Origin of the sequence: Streptomyces sp. DH24 (assembly GCF_029813775.1) — a bacterium.
Taxonomy (GTDB): Bacteria; Actinomycetota; Actinomycetes; order Streptomycetales; family Streptomycetaceae; genus Streptomyces.
Genome location: NZ_JARVKW010000004.1, coordinates 245137 through 264760, shown reverse-complemented (window position 1 = coordinate 264760; position 19624 = coordinate 245137). Strand labels below are relative to the sequence as shown.

At 74.2% G+C, this 19624-nt stretch carries 13 protein-coding genes, 2 pseudogenes and 1 riboswitch; of the genes and pseudogenes, 7 read left to right on the top strand and 8 right to left on the bottom strand.

Going from position 1 to position 19624, the window contains the following annotated elements; all coding sequences use genetic code 11:
- Positions 1–62 precede the first annotated feature (62 nt).
- From QC282_RS05115 to QC282_RS05100, 4 genes are all read right to left on the bottom strand, one after another.
- Complete coding sequence (locus tag QC282_RS05115) at positions 63–689, bottom strand: ATP/GTP-binding protein (RefSeq protein ID WP_279547968.1); 627 nt, start codon at positions 687–689, stop codon at positions 63–65.
- The gene (locus QC282_RS05110; RefSeq protein ID WP_279547967.1) at positions 667–1038 is read right to left on the bottom strand and encodes a DUF742 domain-containing protein; all 372 of its coding nucleotides are present in this window, start codon (positions 1036–1038) and stop codon (positions 667–669) included. The genes QC282_RS05115 and QC282_RS05110 overlap by 23 nt, the downstream gene beginning before the upstream one ends.
- 2 nt (positions 1039–1040) lie before the next feature.
- Positions 1041–1475: a roadblock/LC7 domain-containing protein gene (locus tag QC282_RS05105; RefSeq protein ID WP_279547966.1), complete on the bottom strand. Its 435-nt coding sequence runs from the start codon at positions 1473–1475 to the stop codon at positions 1041–1043.
- A 107-nt stretch (positions 1476–1582) separates the two neighbouring features.
- Positions 1583–3709, bottom strand: coding sequence for an ATP-binding protein (locus QC282_RS05100; RefSeq protein WP_279547965.1), 2127 nt, complete (start codon positions 3707–3709; stop codon positions 1583–1585).
- Between the two features lie 590 nt (positions 3710–4299).
- On the opposite strand from QC282_RS05100, the gene lanKC reads away from it, so the two are divergent.
- The 4 genes from lanKC (at position 4300) to QC282_RS05080 (ending at position 11247) form a co-directional block, all read left to right on the top strand.
- Positions 4300–6936, top strand: coding sequence for a class III lanthionine synthetase LanKC (gene lanKC, locus QC282_RS05095; protein ID WP_279547964.1), 2637 nt, complete (start codon positions 4300–4302; stop codon positions 6934–6936).
- A 36-nt stretch (positions 6937–6972) separates the two neighbouring features.
- Positions 6973–7101 (top strand): SapB/AmfS family lanthipeptide, encoded by a 129-nt coding sequence (locus QC282_RS05090; protein WP_279547963.1) that lies wholly within the window; start codon positions 6973–6975, stop codon positions 7099–7101.
- A 172-nt stretch (positions 7102–7273) separates the two neighbouring features.
- A complete protein-coding gene (locus tag QC282_RS05085; protein ID WP_279547962.1) occupies positions 7274–9046 on the top strand; it encodes an ABC transporter ATP-binding protein in 1773 nt (590 codons plus the stop codon).
- Positions 9043–11247, top strand: coding sequence for an ATP-binding cassette domain-containing protein (locus QC282_RS05080; protein WP_279547961.1), 2205 nt, complete (start codon positions 9043–9045; stop codon positions 11245–11247). Before QC282_RS05085 ends, QC282_RS05080 begins: the two co-directional genes overlap by 4 nt.
- Before the next feature lie 47 nt (positions 11248–11294).
- On the opposite strand, the gene QC282_RS05075 is transcribed toward QC282_RS05080, so the two are convergent.
- Positions 11295–11897 (bottom strand): response regulator transcription factor, encoded by a 603-nt coding sequence (locus tag QC282_RS05075; protein ID WP_279547960.1) that lies wholly within the window; start codon positions 11895–11897, stop codon positions 11295–11297.
- 886 nt (positions 11898–12783) lie between these two features.
- Here QC282_RS05075 and QC282_RS05070 point away from each other — a divergent pair.
- Positions 12784–13026 (top strand): annotated as a pseudogene (locus QC282_RS05070) (PAS sensor protein); the annotation flags it as partial.
- A 617-nt stretch (positions 13027–13643) separates the two neighbouring features.
- On the opposite strand, the gene QC282_RS05065 reads toward QC282_RS05070, so the two are convergent.
- The gene (locus QC282_RS05065; protein WP_279547959.1) at positions 13644–14837 is read right to left on the bottom strand and encodes an MBL fold metallo-hydrolase; all 1194 of its coding nucleotides are present in this window, start codon (positions 14835–14837) and stop codon (positions 13644–13646) included.
- 237 nt (positions 14838–15074) lie between these two features.
- Between QC282_RS05065 and QC282_RS05060 the strand changes: the two genes are divergently transcribed.
- Together QC282_RS05060 and QC282_RS05055 are read left to right on the top strand one after the other, a co-directional pair.
- Complete coding sequence (locus QC282_RS05060) at positions 15075–16256, top strand: glutamate dehydrogenase (RefSeq protein WP_279547958.1); 1182 nt, start codon at positions 15075–15077, stop codon at positions 16254–16256.
- 51 nt (positions 16257–16307) lie between these two features.
- Positions 16308–16885, top strand: a pseudogene (locus QC282_RS05055) (TetR family transcriptional regulator C-terminal domain-containing protein).
- A gap of 296 nt (positions 16886–17181) precedes the next feature.
- Here the strand turns inward: QC282_RS05055 and QC282_RS05050 are convergent.
- Positions 17182–17967 (bottom strand): SGNH/GDSL hydrolase family protein, encoded by a 786-nt coding sequence (locus QC282_RS05050; RefSeq protein WP_279547957.1) that lies wholly within the window; start codon positions 17965–17967, stop codon positions 17182–17184.
- A gap of 241 nt (positions 17968–18208) precedes the next feature.
- A complete protein-coding gene (locus tag QC282_RS05045) occupies positions 18209–19174 on the bottom strand; it encodes a LysM peptidoglycan-binding domain-containing M23 family metallopeptidase (protein ID WP_279547956.1) in 966 nt (321 codons plus the stop codon).
- Positions 19175–19178: 4 nt separating this feature from the next.
- Positions 19179–19343: riboswitch (cyclic di-AMP (ydaO/yuaA leader) on the bottom strand.
- Positions 19344–19624 lie beyond the last annotated feature (281 nt).

Below are 19624 nucleotides of genomic sequence, written 5' to 3'. Positions count from 1 at the left end.
CCGGGCTCCGTCGCGGGGGACGTACGTCATGGGGTCGGGCTCCGTGGCGGGTGCGGGCGGGATCACCTGTGGGCGCCGTGGCCGGTCGCCGGCTCCGGGGCGTGGGCGATGAGGTGGCGGACGAGGGTCAGCAGGGTCTGGACCCCGGAGCTGGAGATCCGGGCGTCGCAGCTCACGACGGGGATGTCCGGCGGGAGGTCGATGGCGGCGCGCACCTCCTCGGGGTCGTAGCGGAAGCCGCCGTCGAACTCGTTGACGGCGACGATGAAGGCGAGGCCGCGCTGCTCGAAGAAGTCGACGGCGGCGAAGCACTCCTCCAGGCGGCGGGTGTCGGCGAGGATCACCGCGCCGAGCGCGCCCTCGCACAGTTCGTCCCACATGAACCAGAACCGTTCCTGGCCGGGCGTGCCGAACAGGTACAGCACGTGGCGCGGGTCGAGGGTGAGGCGGCCGAAGTCCATGGCCACGGTCGTCTCGACCTTGTTCTCGATGCCTTCCAGGTCGTCGGTGGCGGCGCTGACCGTGGTGAGCAGTTCCTCCGTGCTGAGCGGCGCGATCTCGCTGACCGCGCCGACGAAGGTCGTCTTGCCCACGCCGAAGCCGCCCGCCACGAGGATCTTCAGCGCGGTCGGGAAGGGGTCGGTGCCGTCGTCGTGGGTCTCGTGGTCAGAGCTGTCGTCGTAGTCCATCGAGCACTGCCTCCAGAAGGGCCCGGTCCGTGGGGTGGTGGGGGAACGCGGGTGGTTTGGTGGTGAGCGCGCCGCAGTCCAGCAGGTCCGCCAGCAGCACCTTGGTGACGGCCGCCGGCAGCCTCAGATGTGCGGCGATCTCGGCGACCGGGACGGGCGTGCGGCACAGGGCGAGCGCCTGCGTGTGCTCCGGGCCGAGATGGCCGAGGGGGGTGGCCCCGGTGGCCGTCACCTGCGACAGCAGGTCGAGTGCGACGCTGGGCCGGGTCCGGCCGTTGCTGACCGTGAAGGGGCGCACCAGCCGTCCGGCCGCCTCGTCGAGCCAGGGCCCGTCGCCTGCCGCCGCCACGCTCAAGACCTCAGCGCCGGGGATTCGACGGCATGCTGCCGGGGAGCCGTCATGAGGTAGGGCCGCACGCTCTTGACGAGCATCGCCATCTCGTAGCCGAGCACGGCGGCGTCGGCCTCGCGGCCGGCGAGCACGGCGAGGCAGGTGCCGGAACCGGCGGTGGTGACGAACAGCAGTGTCGAGTCGAGTTCGACGACGACCTGCCGTACGTCGCCGCCGTCGCCGAAGCGGATTCCGGCGCTGCGGCCGAGGGAGTACAGGCCGGACGCCAGGGCGGCCATGTGGTCGGCGCTGTCGGGATCGAGGCCGTGCACGGACTTCACGAGCCCGTCGCAGGACAGCAGGACCGCGCTGGTGGTGTGCGGGACGCGCTGCACGAGGCCGCTCATCAGCCAGTCGAGATCGGATACCTGGCCGGTCGGCGCATCGCTCGCCATGGTGGATCGACTCCTTGGGGTACGAAGGTCTGCGGGCGCGCTGGTGGCGGACGGGGAAAGGGAAGTGCGGGGGTTCGGGCGGAACATGGCCGCTTCGGTGGGGCTGGTCATCCGGCTGGTGCGCTCCCGTCGTGCCGGGCGGTGTGGTCGGGGCGGGCCGTGGGTCCGCCGTCGTCGCGTGGGCCGTGCGCGTGGTGGTCGCCGGCCGGACGGGCTGTGCCCGCGGGCCGGACCGCCAGGGTCGTGGTGCCGGTCGGCGCGGCGGGGGGCGCCGGCTCCTCGCGGAACGGTTCCGGGCGGACCGTCGCCGTGCGGTCGGGGCCGGTGCCGTACGCGCCGGTGTCCAGGTGCTGCTGGGCCTCGGCGAGGCCGATGCCGCGCTGGAACGCGGCCATGAGTCCCGGGTCGTGGCCGGGAGCGTTGTCGTCGTCCTGCCGGGGCACCGGTCCGTCGCGCAGTTGGGGACCGAGGTGCTCCTGGGCGCGGCGCCTGGGCAGTTGGGGCTTGGCCATGGTGCCGCGCACGGTGCCGGCGCGCGGCAGGGGCGGCACGCCCTCGTGCTCGGCCAGGACGCGCCGGTCGTCGGGCCTGACGCCGGGGACGGCCTCGGCGGGGGTGGGTCGTTCGTGGTGGGCGCCGCGCACGGGCAGCGGCGGCGGCCCGCCGGGGGCGGCGGCGTGGCGCGCGGTGCGGCGCCGGGGCGGCAGCGGGGCGGCGGCGGGCGTGACGGCGGGTGTGAGGGTGCCGGGAAGGTGCGGCACGTCCGGTGCGTGCGGCGGGGCGGAGTCCGGCGGTACGTCGCGGGAGTCATGGGCGTCGTGGCCGTCGTGGCCGTCGTGGCCGTTGTGGCCGTCGTGGTGCGGTGGCGCGCCGGGGACGCCGTGCCGCGGTACGCCGGGTGGGCCCGGTACGGCCGATGCGCCCGGTGCCGTGTGCAGCGGTGCGCCGCCGGTGGCGTCGGGCGCGGCGTACCGCTGCCCGTGCGCCCCGGGCGGCTGCGTCCTCGGTACGGCCCCGGGGACGCCCGGCGCGGAGCCCAGGAGGGCCTGCGGCAGGACGAGGACGGCCTGGACGCCGCCGTAGATGTTGGACTGGAGGCGCACCGTGATGCCGTGCCGCCGGGCGAGCTGGGAGACGACGTGGAGGCCGATGCGGCCGTCGGCGAGGAGACCGGCGACGTTGACCTGGTCCGGGTCGGCCAGCAGGGCGTTCATCCGGTTCTGTTCCTCGGCGGGCATGCCGAGGCCGCGGTCCTCGACCTCGACGGCGAGTCCGGAGGTGACGAGGCCGGTGCGGAGCAGGACCTGGGTGTGCGGGGCGGAGAACACCGTGGCGTTCTCGACGAGTTCGGCCAGCAGGTGGATGACGTCGGCGACGGCGTGGCCGCGCAGTTCGCCGTCGACGGGCGGGACGAGTCTCACGCGGGAGTACTGCTCGACCTCGGCGATGGCCGAGCGCAGCACCTCGGTCATGGGGACGGGGTTGCTCCACTGCCGGCGGGACACGGCGCCGCCGAGCACGGCGAGGTTCTCGGCGTGGCGGCGGATGCGGGTGGCGAGGTGGTCGACGTGGAAGAGGCCCTTGAGGAGGTCCGGGTCCTCGATCTCGTTCTCCAGCTCGTCCAGCGTGGCGATCTCGCGGTGGACGAGGGACTGCAGGCGCCGGGCGAGGTTGACGAAGACCTCCAGCTTCTGTTCGCTGCCCGCCTGGCTGGAGAGCTGGGCCGCCTGGACGACGGCGGTGACGGCGCCGTCGTGCGCGCGGCCGAGATCGGCGGCGAGGAGCTCGAAGTCGTCGGCGTCCTCGGGCGGCCGGGCCTGGGGCGCCTGCCGGGGCGGCTTCTCGCCGCGCCTCAACTGCTCGACGAGGGCGCGCAGTTCGGCTTCACGACGTGCGGTGCCGCGGCGCAGGTCGGCGACGCGGTCGTGGACAAAGTGGGCGGCGCGGTTGGCGGCGACGGCGGCTATGACGATGCCGGCGACGGTCACCGAGAACGCGCCGGCGAGGACGGTCCACAGGGTGGGCGAGGGTCCGGCGCCGGTCGAGCGGACGGTGAACAGGACGGCGGCGCAGCCGCTGAGGGCCACCGCGACGGGCGGGAGCACGGCCATCCGCAGCAGTTGGGGCCGGATGCCGGCGTCGGGCAGCGCGGGGGCGGTGCGGGCGACCGGGCGACCGTGCCGCCCGCCCTCACGGCGGTCGGCGCGTCCGGCCGGTGCGCGGAGGTGAGACATCGGTGTCCTCGTACTGTCCGTCGGTCGGGGCCCGGTTGTCCGGGCCGCACGCGGTCTGCGCGATCCGCCGTGCGTCATCGCGGTGTCGGCGGGCAGACCCTCGGGATGCGGCCCTGCGTCGCCTGCCGGACACTCACAGTAGTCGCCAACGGTTCAGGTGCGGTGGGCAGTTGACAAACTCGTACGGCGAGCGTCCCGCTCTGGTATGAGGCTTCGGACGGCCGACCGATAAGCACGTCAGGCGCCCGCTCACGAACGGACAGGAACAATCCGACCTGGTCAACGGCGATCAGGGACGGTCGGTGGGCTTCGAGCGCCGTGGCCCCTCCCCCGCCCCGCCGCCCGCCGCCCCGGCTCTCGGACACCCCGGAGCGGCCTCGCCGGGGCCTTCCCCGCTCCGTCCCGACCGTCCGGCGAGGTCACGGGCAGTACACGGCGGGACCGGCCCTCGGCGACCGCCTCCCGCGCCGGCCGTCCCGCGAAGTTACCTGTGCGTTCCGCACGCCGGAGTGATGACAGCGGTGACTGTCCGGGGCCGTGGGCCGCGTGACAGCGTCTGTCCCATCGCCGACGCGTGGAGAGGAGAGAGCGTGAACAAGGGCTACGCCGTGTACTGCGATGCGGACCCGCACTTCTACGACGCTCCGCACCGCACGGTTCCCCGCCCCGGCACCGGGCGCGCCCGGTACGCCGCGGCCTCGCTGCCCGTCCCGGCGGGATGGCAGCAGAACGAGAGCGGGGACTGGCTCGCCCTCAGGCCGGTGGACGTCGACCTGCCCGACCAGGGCTGGAAGATCCACGTCTCCGCCTGCCTCGACAACGCCGAGTCCGTACTGGAGCGGGTGCGCCGGCACTGTCTCGCCGACGGCACCGCCTTCAAGTTCGTCCCGAGCCGCTATCTGCTGCACCAGCGCAACGCCAAGTACGCGGACCGGGCCGGAAGCGGCAAGTTCGTCACCGTGTACCCGGCGGACGAGGCGCAATTCGAACGGCTCACGGGTGAGCTCGCGGACCTGCTGGCCGGCGAGCCCGGGCCGCACATCCTGAGCGACCTGCGGATCGGCGACGGGCCCGTGCACGTCCGCTACGGCGGCTTCACCCGGCGCGACTGCTACGACGAGAACGGCGAACTGCGGCCGGCCGTGACCGGTCCCGGCGGAGTGCTGGTGCCCGACCTGCGCGGCCCCGTCTTCCGCGTGCCCGACTGGGTGAGCCCGCCCGCCTTCCTGCGCCCGCACCTGGACGCCCGCTCCGCGGTGACCGTCGCGGACCTTCCCTGCACGATCGAGTCGGCGCTGCACTTCTCCAACGGCGGGGGCGTCTACCTCGCCCGCGACAACCGGACCGGCCGGCAGGTCGTCCTGAAGGAGGCCCGCCCGTACGCCGGACTGGCGGCCGACGGCGCCGACGCCGTGACCCGGCTGCACCGTGAACGGCAGGCGCTGGAACGGCTGTCGGGTCTCGGCTGCACGCCCGAGGTGCTCGACCACCTGACGGTCGGGGAGCACCACTTCCTCGTCCTGGAACACATCGACGGCAAGCCGCTCAACACGTTCTTCGCACGCCGCCATCCGCTCATCGAGGCCGACCCGGGCGAGCAGCGGCTGGCCGAGTACACCGCCTGGGCCCTCGACATCCACGCGTGTGTCGAACGGGCCGTCGCGGAGGTGCATGCCCGGGGCGTGGTCTTCAACGACCTGCATCTGTTCAACATCATGGTCCGGGAGGACGGCAGCGTCGTCCTGCTGGACTTCGAGGCGGCCCACCACGTCGACGAACCCGGCCGGCAGACCGTCGCCAACCCGGGATTCGTGGCTCCCGCCGACCGGCGGGGCGTCGCGGTGGACCGGTACGCGCTGGCCTGTCTGCGGCTCGCGCTGTTCCTGCCGCTCACCAGCCTGCTGGCACTGGACCGGCGCAAGGCGGCGCATCTGGCGGACGTGGTGGCGAGTCAGTTCCCGGTCGAACGGGCCTTCCTGGACGCCGCGGTCGACGAGATCACGGCCGGGGCGGACACAGGACACGCGGCGCGGGGGACGGCCGACGGACACGCGCAGGAGGAGACGGCCGGCATGGTGGCCCCGGTCCGGCCGGGCGACTGGCCGCGCAGCCGGGAGTCGATGGCCGCGGCCGTCCGCGCGTCGGCGACACCGACGCGCACGGACCGGCTACACCCCGGCGACATCGCGCAGTTCGCCACGGCGGGCGGAGGGCTGGCGTTCGGCCACGGCGCGGCGGGAGTCCTGTACGCCCTGGCCGAGAGCGGGGCGGGCCGGGACGAGGACGGGGAGCAGTGGCTGCTGGAGCGGACCAAGCAACCGCCGTCGGGCATGCCGCCCGGTTTCCACGACGGACTCGCCGGGATCGCCTGGACGCTGGAGTACCTGGGCCATCGCGACCGCGCGCTCGACCTCGCCGAACAACTCCTCGACCAGTCCTTCGACCACCTCTCCCCGGACCTGCACAGCGGCACCGCCGGACTGGGCCTGGCCCTGGACTCGCTGGCCGCCGCCACCGGAGAGACCGCGCTGCGTACGGCGGCCCTGCGCTGCGCCGACCTGACCGCCCGCGGCACACCGGCCGGGAGCGGCAGGCCCGCCCGGCCCCGCGCGGGACTGCTGCACGGCGCGGCGGGAAGCGCCCTGTTCTTCCTGCGGCTGTACGAACGCACCCGGGACCCCGCTCTGCTCGACCTCGCGGGCGACGCGCTGCGCCGGGACCTCGCCCGCTGCGTGCGGGGAGCGGGCGGCGCGCTCCAGGTCGACGAGGGGTGGCGCACCATGCCCTACCTGGGAGCGGGCAGCGTGGGCATCGGAATGGTGCTCGACGACTACCTGGCGCACCGGGCCGACGAGGAGTTCGAACGGGCGCGGACCGAGATCGTGGCGGCGGCGCAGGCCATGTTCTACGCCCAGCCGGGTCTCTACCGGGGAGTGGCCGGGATGGTGCTGTACCTCGGCCGCACCACGGCCACGGCGCCGGGCACCGGGCCCGGGGCGGTCCGGCGCCAGCTCGACGCGTTGGCGTGGCACGCCATGTCCTACCGCGGCCGGCTCGCCTTCCCCGGTGAGCAGATGATGCGCCTCTCGATGGACCTCGCCACCGGTACGGCCGGATGCCTGCTGGCCGTCGCGTCGGTCCACGGCGACCCGCCCGCGGCCCTGCCGTTCCTTCCGCCGCTGCCCACGGAGCAGCGGCCCCAGAGCCGGCCCCACCAGGGGTCGTGAAAAAACGCAATCCGTTGCCGTACGAAGGGAAAAGTCATGAACCTTTTCGACCTGCAGTCGATGGAGACCCCGAAGGAAGAGGCCATCGGGGACGTCGAGTCGGGCAGCCGCGCGAGCCTGCGGCTCTGCGGCGACAGCAGCCTGAGCGTCACGACCTGCAACTGACGTCCGGGCGCCGCCGCGGCCACGCGGTGAGCCACGTTGCTCGGCACCGGCGTCCCGGGCTCAGGCCCGGGGCGCCGGTGCCCGCGTTCGCGGGCAGGGCGTGCGCCCCGCCGGGTTCGCCGCCGGTGGCCCGGCGCGCGGGGATGGACCGACGGAAGGGGTTCGGCCGGTGGTGACGACCAGGCCAGGGGCGCGGCCGTCGGCCGCGCGGCGGGACGGGGCGGCGGATGCGAGGCCGGGGCGGGCTCCCGAACTGCTGGTGCTGCTCTGCTCGACCTTGGCGTCGCTGGCGGCGGTGGCCCAGCCCCTCGTCCTCGGCCGCACACTGGACCTGCTGCTGCGCGGCGCGGACGCGGGGCGCTGGCTGGCCCTGAGCGCCGGGCTGCTCATCGGCGAAATACTGCTCGACAGTCTCACCTCGCTGTTCACCGGTCGCTGCACCGCCGGCTGGACGGCGTCCATCCGTTCCCGGGCCCTCACCGGGCTGCTGCGGAGCGCGCCGGAGCGGGCACGGCCCTTCTCCCCGGGGGACGTCGGGACCCGGCTGACCCTCAACGCCGCCGACGCGGGAGGCGCCCCCGCGGCCCGCGCGGCTTTGGCGGCCTCCCTCGTCACTCCCGTGGGCGCGCTCACGGCGCTGGCCGTCGTCGACCTGTGGGTGACGGCGTGCGTGCTGACCGGGCTGCCCGCCCTGGCCCTGGTGCTGCGGACGTTCGCCCGCGACAGCGGTGCGTCGGTGGCCGCCTACCAGCACACGCAGTCACAGATCGCGTCCCGGCTGCTGGAGGCCCTGGACGGCACGGCGACGATCGCCGCCGCGGGGACGGTCGACCGGGAACGCGCGCGCGTGCTGGCGCCGTTGGCGGAACTCGCCGTGCTCGGCCGGCGCATGTGGGCGCTGCACGGGCGGGCGCTGGCCAGGAGCGGGGTCCTGGTCCCGCTGCTGACCCTGGCCGCCACCGCCGTCGGCGGCCTGCGTCTGGCGTCGGGCGCCCTGAGCGTGGGCGACCTGCTCGCCGTCTGCCGGTCCGCCCAGCTCACGGCCGGCGTGGGCGGCGCCGCTTCCCTGCTGGGCGCGATCGTACGGGGCCGGAAGGCGCGGGAGCGGACCCTGGCTCTGGAGCGGATGCCCGCCCTGGAGTACGGAACGCGGAGCCTGCCGCCGGACGGCACGGGCGACCTCGAACTGCGCGGCGTGCGGGTGGTGCGCGACGGCCGGGACGTGCTGCGCGCCGACGGGGTGCGGGTGCCGGGCGGCAGCACCGCGGCCGTGGTCGGCCGCGGCGGGGCGGGCAAGTCCGTCCTGGCGGCGGTGGCGGGACGGCTGATCGACCCCGACGAGGGGCAGGTGCTGCTGGACGGCGTCCGCCTCGGCCGACTGACACGCCAGGCGCTGCGCACCGAGGTCGCCTTCGCCTTCGAGCGCCCGGCACTGGGCGACGGCTCGGTCGCCGACGCCGTCGCCGCCGGTCCCCGTCCGGTGTCGCGCGCGGACATCCGGGAAGCGGCCCGGGCCGCGGGTGCCGACGGCTTCGTACGGCGGCTGCCGCACGGTTACGACACCCCCCTGCCGGCGGCGCCGCTCTCGGGAGGCGAGCACCAGCGTCTCGGACTCGCGCGGGCGTTCGCGCACGCGGGCCGGCTTCTGATCATGGACGACGCGACGTCCAGCCTGGACACCGCCACCGAGCACGAGGTGGACCGGGCACTGCGCCGCTCGGTCCGGCCCGGGACCCGGCTGATCGTCGCGCACCGCCCCTCGGTCGCGGACCGCGCGGACCTGGTGATCTGGCTGGAGGACGGGCGGGTGCGGGCCGTCGGACCGCATCGCGAACTGTGGCGGCTGGCGGGCTACCGGGCGGTGTTCGGCGCCGCCGGAACCGGTACGGCGGCGCCGCGTGCCGGGTCCGCGCGGCTGCCCGAACCCGAAGAGGTACGGCCGTGACGTGTGCCGGGGACAGCCGTGTCCGCGGCCCGGACGACGGGTCCGGGGCGCTGCGCCGGCTCGCGCCGCCGGCCCGCCGCTTCCTCGCCCGCCGCAAGGGCGTGCTGGCGAGGCTGGCGCTCTGGTCAGTGGCCGAGTCGGGCCAGGCCTTCCTGGTGGGCTACTGCGTCGCCCACGCCGTCGACCGGGGATTCCTCGCCGGTGACACGCGCCGGGGGCTGCTGTGGCTCGGCTCGGCCCTGGTCGCCGTGCTGCTCGGCGCTCCGGTGATCCGGGGGGTGTTCGCCCAGCTGGCCGGACTGACGGAGCCGCTGCGTGACGCTCTGGTGCGGCGTGCGGTCGACCGGTCGATGGCCCGGGGGCTGTCCGGGGCCGGCGGGACGGACCGCGCGGCCGTCTCCCGGCTGACGAATCAGGTCGAGATCGCCCGGGACAGCTTCGCCGGTCTCGTCCTCACCCTCCGCTCGTTCGTCTTCACCGCCGCCGGGGCGCTGCTGGGGTTGTTCTCCCTGCACCCGGCCCTGCTCGTGGTGGTCCTGCCGCCGCTGCTCGGCGGCCTGGTCCTGTTCCTCGCGACGCTGCGCCCCATGGCAAGGGTCCAGCGGCGTGCCCTGGCAGCCGACGAGGCGCTGGGCGACCACGCGGCCCGGACCCGGGCGGCCCTGCGTGATCTGACGGCCTGCGGGACCGGGACCGAGGCGGCGCGGCACGGCACGGAACTGGTCACGAGTGCCGCCGCCGCGTCCCGCGCGCTGGCGGGCTGGTCGGCGGTACGGACGGCGGCACTCGGTGTCTCGGGCCAACTGCCCGTGCTGGCGCTGCTGCTGGCGGTGCCGTGGCTGCGCGGCCGAGGTGTGACGGCGGGCGGGCTGCTGGGCGCCTTCACCTACCTCGTCCACTCGCTGCTGCCCGCCCTGCACACCCTGATGACCGCGCTCGGCGCGGCGGGGGCCCGCCTGCTGGTCGTCCTGGACCGGATCGTGGGCCCGGACCCCGGCCCGACGGTCACCGATCCGGCGCGGCCGATACCGGCGTCCCCGGCCGACGCCGACCCCGCACAGCCGGAAGCAGCTCCCCCGTCCGACAGCAGCCCCCCACAACCGAAACCCCCGCCCCGGAACGGCACTTGCCCCGCGCGGCCCAAGCCCGCGCCTCCGGCCGACGCCCACCCCCCGCAGCCGAAACCCGCACCCCCGGCCGACAGCGACCCTCTACAACCGAAACCCCCGCCCACGGCCGGCGCCCTTCCCTCACAGCCGAAACCCGCACCCCCGGCCGGACCGCCGCCCCCGATCGGACCGCCGCCCCTGGCCGATGGTGCCGACAGCGACAGCACCGTCCGCTCACCGTTCCACCGCGACCACCCGGCACCGCCCCCGGCCGCCACCGGCCGCGGCCCGTCTCCCGCGGTGGCGGACCCTTCGCCGCGCGCCCCCGCGCGGCGCTCGCGGCCACCGGCGCGCGAGGAGCCGGCCGCTGCGGTGGAGCTGCGGTCCGTGACCCTGTCCTACGGCGCCCGCGCCGAACCGGTCCTCGACTCGCTCGACCTGCGCGTCGCCCCGGGCGAGCACCTGGCGGTCGTCGGACCGAGCGGCATCGGCAAGTCGACGCTCACCCGCCTGATCGCGGGGCGGCTCGCGCCGAGCGGCGGCGAAGTCCGGGTGGCCGGCCGGGCGGTCACCGGCCGTGCCGCCGCCGAACTCGCCGCGCTGCGCGTGCTGGTCCCGCAGGAGGCGTACGTCTTCTCCGGCACTGTCGGCGACAACCTCGCCTATCTGCGTCCGGACGCGAGCCGGGCCGGCCTCGACGCGGTGGTCCGGTTCCTCGGTCTCCAACCGCTCGTCGGGCGTCTGGGCGGCCTCGACGGGACGGTCCGGCCCGACGAACTGTCCCTGGGCGAGCGGCAGGTCGTCGCGCTGGCGCGCGCGTATCTGTCGCCCGCGCCGCTGCTGCTGCTCGACGAGGCCACCTGCCATCTGGACCCGGCGTCCGAGGCGCACGCGGAGGAGGCGCTCGCGCGCCGGCCGGGCACCCTCGTGGTGGTGGCGCACCGCCTGTCGTCGGCCGTCCGGGCCGACCGGGTGCTCCTCCTGGACGGTGTGGAGACGGTGTGCGGCACGCACGAGGAGGTGCTGGCCCGTTCCCCGCTCTACCGTGACCTGACGGGCCACTGGAACGGCGGTCCGCGGCAGGAGGGGTGACCCGCGCCGGTGCGTCCGGGGCGTCGGTCACCGCGGCGCCGCCCCGGTCACGTCCAGCCGGCGCTCTGGACGATGCGTATCGCGTCGACGCGGTTGCGGGCGCCCACCTTGCGAATCGCCGTGGCCATGTAATTGCGGACGGTGCCCCGGGACAGGTGCAGGCGGGCCGCGATCTCGGCCATCGGCGCACCCTCGGCGGCCAGGGACAGCACACTCAGCTCGCGGCTGGTCAGCGGCATCTCCGCCCCTTCGAGCAGGGCCACGGTGAGCGTCACGTCCAGGAAGCGCTCCCCGGTGGCGACGGTGTGCACCGCCGTGATCAGCCGCTCGGCCGGGGCGTTCTTGTCGACCAGCCCGAGCGCACCGCCCTCGAACGCCCGGCGCAGGACCCCCGGCCGCTCGGAGGTCGTCAGCACGACGAGCCGGTCTCCGCACCGTGCCCTCAAGCCGGCGTCCCGCACGTCCTCGTCCCCCGGCCCCTGCAGGCAGTCCCCGTCCACCACGCACACGTCCGCGGGCGGCACGTCGTCATCCGGCACGTCTGCGCACGGGGACATGGACGTGACGTCAAGCCGGTCGTCGGATCTGAGCAGTTGCACCAGTGCCGACCGAAGCAGCGCCTCGTCGTGCACCACGAGAACCCGAAGCATTCTCCCCACCCCTTGTCAGCGGCTGTCTCATCGGGCAACCGGCTGCCCTCCTGCCACGCCACCGGCCATGTGCCCCCATCAGCCCTGCCGGAACGCGACACTCGCAGCACGGGCGAGCGCACCGGAATCAACACGCCGTTTCCGGGGGCCCGCAGGAGGAGTGAACGTGCCGCCCGCCCCGGCGAAAACGGCGCAGAGTCACACGACAGACGGTCGGCGGCCCGCGACGCGTGACCGGTCGGCCGGCCGCCGCGCCCTCGTCGTCGGACCCGGCGCCCAGGCCACGGCGACGTACGCCTCGGGCCGGCCCGCACCGATGCCCGGCAAGGGGGACGGAACGGGTCGCGTGTCCCGCCGGGAAGGCGGCCGGAAACCGTCGCCGCCCAATCTGGCGCGAAACGCACCGTCCTCGTACGGACACGCACCACCGCTGTACCAACGGCGGCGCCTCCCCGGCCCGCGGGCCTGCCGCACCGGGCGGGTCCGGGCCGTACAGGGGCGGCAGTTCGGAAGGCAGACCGTTACCGGCCCTCGCACCACCGCGAAGAACTGCGCCGAGCAGGTCGGTGACCGTCGGTCCGTCGAGCGGCCGTTCACCGCGGGTCTCACCGCAGCGACCGGAGACCGTCCGTCCGTCGCCGGTGTCACCGTTCCCCGGTGCGGCGGGCACGGTGCGGACCGGGTTCCCGGGACCGTCGGGGCAACGTCCCGGACCCGGCCCGCGCGCCGGAAGGGCGCCCGCTGCGCGTTCCACGGTCTGCTCCGGAGCGGGCGGCCGGTCCCGTCAGCGCGGCCGGGAAATCGGCGTAGCCCGCGTGCTGTTCGCCGACCCCGTCGACGCGAGCTCGTTCCGCGCCTCGTCGATGGCGAACACCGCGCAAGGCAGGTTCTCGGCGCGTTCGACGCGCTGCGGGTCCGTAATCCCGTCCTCTTCGGCGACGACGATGTCGTCCTCGCCAGAGAACTGACCGCCAGATCGGCCGTGGCCATCGACAACGCCCGCCGGCACGAGAGCGTCCGCAACTCCGCCGGGACCCTGCAGCGCAGCCTGCTGCCGGGCCACCACCCGCCCCGGCTCGCCGGACTGGACGTCGCCTCGCGCTACGAGCCCGCCCAGGCTTCCAGCGACCGCCCTCCTGGACGCCCTCGACGGCCGCCGCGGAGCACTGGACGCGACCTGCGACTGGCTCCTCGGCACCCTGCGACACCCGTACGACCATGACGACGTGGCGCTCCTGATCGCAGAAGCCCGCCCGGCGGAGACCGGACGGGTGCACTCCTGATGTCAGCCGGTGAACCAGATCGTCGGAACGGACGGGCCGGCAACGCCCCAAGGCGAGCGGCGGCTGACTTCGCGTCAGCACGCGTGCCGTTCTTGCGGGTTGCGGGGGCTCCCCGGAAGCGGATCACCAACTCGGTCTGGTCACCGGGCGACCGGTTGCCCTCCCGTCACGAGCTCGGTGCCGAGTCGGCGTCGGCGAGCCACCGCCAGGGTCCCCGCGCCCTCTGATTGCAGCCGAGCGCTGCCCAGCCTGTCCCCCTGCTGCAAGCTCAGCGCTGCACAACGCGCGTGCGGACAACAACGCGAACGGGCCTTTCAGGGACGGCAAGGGCCTGAATCGCTGAGCAGCGACTTCTCGCTCTGCCCGGGGCGCCCCGCCAAGTCCAGCAGCGAACGGTCCAGTTGATCCGCCGGGAGACGCTCAAGCCTCCGGACCATCTCCCCAAGCTCATCCCCGGCCGACGTCACCGCTCACCGGCGAGGTCGAGATCAGTCCTGCTCGTACCGGCCACATCCTCAACACCCCGCGGACGCCGCCACAGGTGGTCGATCGGACCGGACACCGCCCGCCACCACGCCTCCACCGGCAGCTCCCCCGCCGGCTCGAACGGCTCACCCGGCCGCGGGAACGCCACCGTCTGGCCGACCTCCTCGGCCGCGTCCTTCGTCCACTCCCCCGGCTCCGCCCAGGCGTGCGTGGCGAGGTTGAAAGTGCCCCAGTGAATGGGCAGCAGCACCCCGGCCGGACCGCCGCCCTGAAGGTCCAGGTGGGAACGGACGCCCTCGTCGGGCGTCATGTGGATGTCCGGCCAGAACGCGCTGTACGCGCCGATCTGGATCATCGTCGCGTCGAACGGCCCGTGCGCGGCGCCGATGTCCTCGAAGCCCTCGAAGTAGCCGGTGTCGCCGCTGTGGTAGACGCGGTGCCGCTCACCGGCGACGACCCAGGACGCCCACAGGGTGTGCTGGGTGTTGCGGAGGCCGCGGCCGCAGAAGTGCCGGGCCGGGGTGGCCGTCAGGGTCAGCCCGCCGACCCGCGTCGACTCGTGCCAGTCCAGCTCGCGCAGCCGGTCCGGGGACACGCCCCACCGCTCCAGGTGGGCGCCGACGCCCAGCGGGACGGCGAACACGGTGTCCGTGCCGGCCAGCGCCTTGATCGTGGGCATGTCCAGGTGGTCGTAGTGGTCGTGGGAGATCACGACGACGTCGACCGGGCCGAGCGCGGTCAGCGGCAGGGGCACGGGGTGCAGCCGCCGGGGCCCGGCGAAGGGGAACGGGGAGCAGCGCTCGCCCCACACCGGGTCGAACAGCACCCGCTGCCCGTCGATCTCCGCGAGCACACTGGAGTGACCGATCCACGTCAGCCGCAGGCCGGTCGCCGGGGCTTTCGCGAGGTCGGCGGCCGTCGTGGGGTGCAGCGGCACCGCGGCGCGGGGGAAGCGGCGGGGGCGGGACTCCTTGTCGAAGTAGACCTTGGCGAATTCGCGTGTCGAACCGGACGGGCGGGTCCGGGCGAAGCCCCCGGGGTTCTGGAAGACACCGTCCTTGAAGTGCGGCGATCTACGGATGCGCGCCATGCGCTCGCCGCTCGGGTCCGCGCCGAACGCCGCCGGCCGCAGCGCGCGGAGCCCTGAGCCCGGGAAACGGAAACCGGCCACGCTACCTCCAGGTGGAGTCGGTCAGACATCCATTATGGGCGGCCCATCGACACCGCCGGTCCCGCCGTGTCCCATTCGGGCACCGGCCCTCCCCGGCGCCTCCGGAACCAGCCACGGCGGTGGGCCGGGAGGGGCGGCCTTCACGCGTCAACTCGGCGCGTTGACAGGGGCGCCGGTCCCGACGATGCTGACCCGCGGTTCAGTAGACCACCCCTTACCCCCGTGTCAGGAGACCCCGTGACCAGCCCTCTGCTGTCCCTCACCTGGACCGACCACGTCACCGGTCGCCGGGGCTTCCTGGTCGTGGACCGGCTGGTGCGCGGGGTGGCCAGCGGGGGACTGCGGATGCGCGAGGGCTGCACGGCCGAGGAGGTCGCCGGGCTGGCGCGAGGCATGTCCATGAAGGAGGCGCTGCACTACGACCCCGAGGCGCGGTACGTCCCGCTGGGTGGCGCCAAGGGCGGCATCGACTGCGACCCGCGGGACCCGGAGGCGTACGGGCTGCTGGTGCGCTACCTGCGCGCGGTGCGGCCGTACGTCGAGTGCTGCTGGACCACGGGTGAGGATCTGGGGCTCGACCAGGACACGGTGGACCGGGCGGCCGTCGAGGCGGGCCTCGTGTCGTCGGTCCAGGCGGTGTACCCGCTGCTCGGCGACGAGGCCGCCGCGCGGCGCCGGCTCGCGGACGCCTTCGCGGTCGAGGTGGACGGCATCGGCCTGGGCGAGCTGGCCGGCGGCTGCGGAGTCGCGGAGGCCACGCTGACGGCGCTGGACCGGGCGGGCGTGCCGCACGCCGGTACGCGGGTCGCGCTGCAGGGGCTCGGCACCATGGGCTGCGCCACGGCCCGATTCCTGGCGCGCGCGGGCCTGACGGTGGTGGCGGTGGCCGACGTCAAGGGCACGATCGTCAACCCGGACGGTCTCGACGTGGAGGCGCTGCTCGCCGCGCGGGACGCCCACGGCGCCGTGGACCGGGGGGCGCTGCGGCCCCGCGATCGCGAGCTGCCCCCGGACGCGTGGCTGTCCGCCGACGCGGAAGTGCTGGTGCCCGCGGCCGTGTCGTACGCCGTCGATGTCTCCAACCAGGCGCGGATCACCGCGCGTTGGGTGGTCGAGGCGGCCAACATGCCCGTCCTTCCCGAGGCGGAGGAGCTGCTGGCCGCGCGCGGCGTGACCGTGCTGCCGGACGTGGTCGTGAACTCGGCCACCAACGCCTGGTGGTGGTGGACGCTGTTCGGCGACATCGGCGCAAACCCGGACGAGGCGTTCGCCCACGTCCGCCGTTCGATGCGGGCTCTGGTGGACGGGGTGCTGAGTCGCGCGGCGGCCGACGGGACGACCCCGCGGGCGGCCGCGCACGCCGTCGCGGAGGAGCGCCTGGCGGAGATCGCGCGGCGGTTCGGCTGGTACCGCTTGTAGGGTGACGCCGTGGCGAGAGTGCGGTTGGGCGTCGCGGAGCGGCGTGCCGAGATGTTGCGGGCCGCCGTCGAGCAGATCGAGGTGCGGGGCGTGGTCGCCGTCCGGATCGCCGACGTGGCAGCCGCGCTCGGGGTGAGCAACGCGCTCGTGCTCTATCACTTCTCCTCGAAGGAGAAGCTGGTCGCCGCTGCCTTCGAGCATGCCGCCGAGGACGACCTCGCCCGGCTGCGCCGGCTGCTCGGCCGCCGCACGACGGCGCTGCGCAGGCTGCGGGCCGCCGTGCGCTGGTACGCCCCGACGGGCCAGGCCAAGGGCTGGCGGCTGTGGATCGAGGGCTGGGCGGCCGCGCTGCGCGAGCCCGTGCTGCGGGACGTGACGGGCGGCCTCGACCGGCAGTGGAAGGCGGCGATCGCCGAGGTCATCACGGAGGGCGTGGCCGCGGGCGAGTTCCGCTGCCCGACCCCGCCGACGCGGCGCTGCGCCTGACCGCCCTGCTCGACGGCCTCGCCGTCCAGCTGACGTCCTACCCGGGCACGCTGACACCGGCCCGGGCCCGGCAGTGGGCCGACGCGGCCCTCGCCCGCGAACTGGGCCTCACCCCCGAGGAGTTGACGGCGGCGGAGCGGTGAGAGGCGCGCCGACGCGACGCCGGTGAGTCACGCGCCGACGTACGCCGGGCGCCGGGCCGGTGAGACACTCCCCGACGCTACGCCCGCATACCGGGCCGGTGAGTCACGCGCCGACGCGACCTCCGAGGTGGCGAGCCGGTGAGACACGTGCCGACGCGGCACCCGCATACCGGGCCGGTGAGACGCACGCCAACGCGGCGCCCGATGCCGGGCCGATGAGGCACGCACGGCGGCGCTGCCGACGTCACCGGACGGCCGTCCCCCGCCGCACCTCCCGCCCCCTCACGCCCGCCCTCTCACGCCACCGGGGCGATCCGCATCTTGATGTCGTCCGGCGACAGCGCCCCCTTGGCCGTCACATGGTCCCCCGAGGACTCGCCGCGCAGCCGGCGCCCGATCCACGGCACCAGGTACTGGCGTGCCCAGTGCACGTCGTCGCGCCGCACCTCCAGCGTGCCGCGCGGCGGCAGTGGCGGCCAGGGCTGTTCCGGGTCGGCCGGGATCTCCAGGCCGAGGACCTGACCCGCGCGCAGCGCCACGCGTGTGTGCCCCTCCGGGGAGAGGTGCAGCCGGTCGGCGTCCCACGCCCTGCGGTCCTGGACGGATTTCAGGGACCACAGGTCGAGCACCGGGCAGCCGTACCGGTCGGCGACGGCCCGGACGTGACCGTTGTAGGTGGCGATCTTGCCGCGCAGGTGCTTGAGCACGGGCATGGTCCGGGTGTCGAAGCCGGTCGTCACCATCACGGTGCCCGCTACGGCCGCCAGCGCGGCGACCGCCCGCTCGAACCGCTCGGCCACCTCGTCGGGGTCGGTGCCGGGCCGCAGGATGTCGTTGCCCCCGGCGCAGAACGAGACCAGGTCCGGGGCGAGTTCGACGGCCCTGGGGAGCTGGTCCGCCACGATCTGGTCGAGCAGCTTTCCGCGCACGGCGAGGTTCGTGTACTGGAAGTCGCCCTCGGGCCGCCGGTCCGCGAGCAGTACCGCGAAGCGGTCCGCCCAGCCGACGAACGCCCCGTCGGGGCCGGGGTCGCCCACGCCCTCGGTGAAGCTGTCCCCCACCGCCACGTACGACCCGATCACTGATCTGCTGTCACTCTTCGAATCGTCTGCCACATCGATCCATGATTCACCCCCGAATGTGACCTACGCGACCGTAGGCAGGGGTTGACGGGCGGTGAGATAAGCCACGCCTGAAGTGTTGGCCAACTCAGGAATAGACAGGGCCGGTCCGCGCGCCCCATACCCGGGCATGCCGAAGGCCGGACCCGGGGATCGGGGTCCGGCCTTCGGCAGCGTGTCGGGCGGGTGGTCGCGCGAGGCGTCAGGCGCCGGAAGCTCCGTGCGAGCGCAGGTACGCCATCGGGTCCACGTCCGAGCCGTAGTCCGGCGTGGTGCGGATCTCGAAGTGCAGGTGCGGCCCGGTCGAGTTGCCGGTCGAGCCGGAGAGGCCGACCTGCTGGCCCGCGGTCACGGCCTGGCCGGCCGAGACGGACAGCGAGGACAGGTGGGCGTACTGGGCGTAGTAGCCGTCGCTCAGCTTGATGACGACCTGGTTGCCGTACGCGCCGGCCCAGCCCGCGGAGACGACGGTGCCGGCGCCGACGGCCTTCAGCGACGTGCCGGTCGGGACGACGAAGTCGACGCCGGTGTGGTAGCCGCTGGACCACATGCTGCCGGCGACCTTGTAGGCGGTGCCGACACCGGAGCCGGACACCGGCAGCGTGAAGCCGGAGCCGGAGGACTGCGCGGCCGTCGACGCGGTGTCGTCCGAGGAGGACGAAGACGACGAAGACGACGAAGACGAAGACGACGACTTCGAGGCCGGGGACTCCGACGCGGACGAACGGGATGAGTCGGACTTACCGGATGAGGAGGACTCCGTCGACGGCTTGGCGGTGCTCGTCGTGGCCTTCTTGCCGAGGGACAGCTTCAGGCCGGGGTGGATCAGCGACGGGTCGCTGCCGACGGCCTCGCGGTTGTCCTCGTACAGCTTCTTCCAGCCACCGCTGACATTCTGCTCGTCGGCGATCTTCGAGAGGTAGTCGCCGCCCTTCACGGTGTAGGTCCGCGGGGCCGAGTTCTTCGCGGCGCTCTTCTCGGGGGCCTTGTTCTGCGCCACCGGCAGGGACTGGACGGCCTTTTCCGAAACCGGCTGCGCGGGGGCGGCGTTGGCGCCGGTGGCCCCGAGAAGCGGAAGGGCGAGTGCGGCGCCGCCGGTTCCGGCGACGGCGATCGATCGGGTGAAACGCTGGGACTTCGTACGGCGGTGCTTACCCTTCGCGGGCATGGTGAATTCCTCTCCGGCGCCTACGAGGTGAGCTGTCGGGTTCGGACTGGAGATGCCCGGCCGCGTTGCTGCGCGGCTTCACCCCGAGCCTCTTCCGGAGACCGGAACAGGCGGTGTTACCTGTGGGTCCCCCGCTCCTGCCGTACACGGGTCAGAGTGTGTGCGGGCTTCCGGGCGGCGGCAGGATTAGGCGTCCGTCCGGATCGGTGGCGAACCTAAGCGACCGGGCGGCGCAGGGACAAGCCCGGGATTGCCTTCCCGCGCTTTTCCGGCGGGTGTTCGTGACTTTTCCGGTCACCGAGCGTGGATTAAGGATCTTTAGCCCTCCTGCAATTCCCTGGAAATGCGCCTGAATTACGTGAACATGGCGACAGCGGATCGTCACGAATATGACGCTGCTCACGCGTCGCACCCCATCTCCCTTGCTACCGGGGCGCGTTATACCTAAAC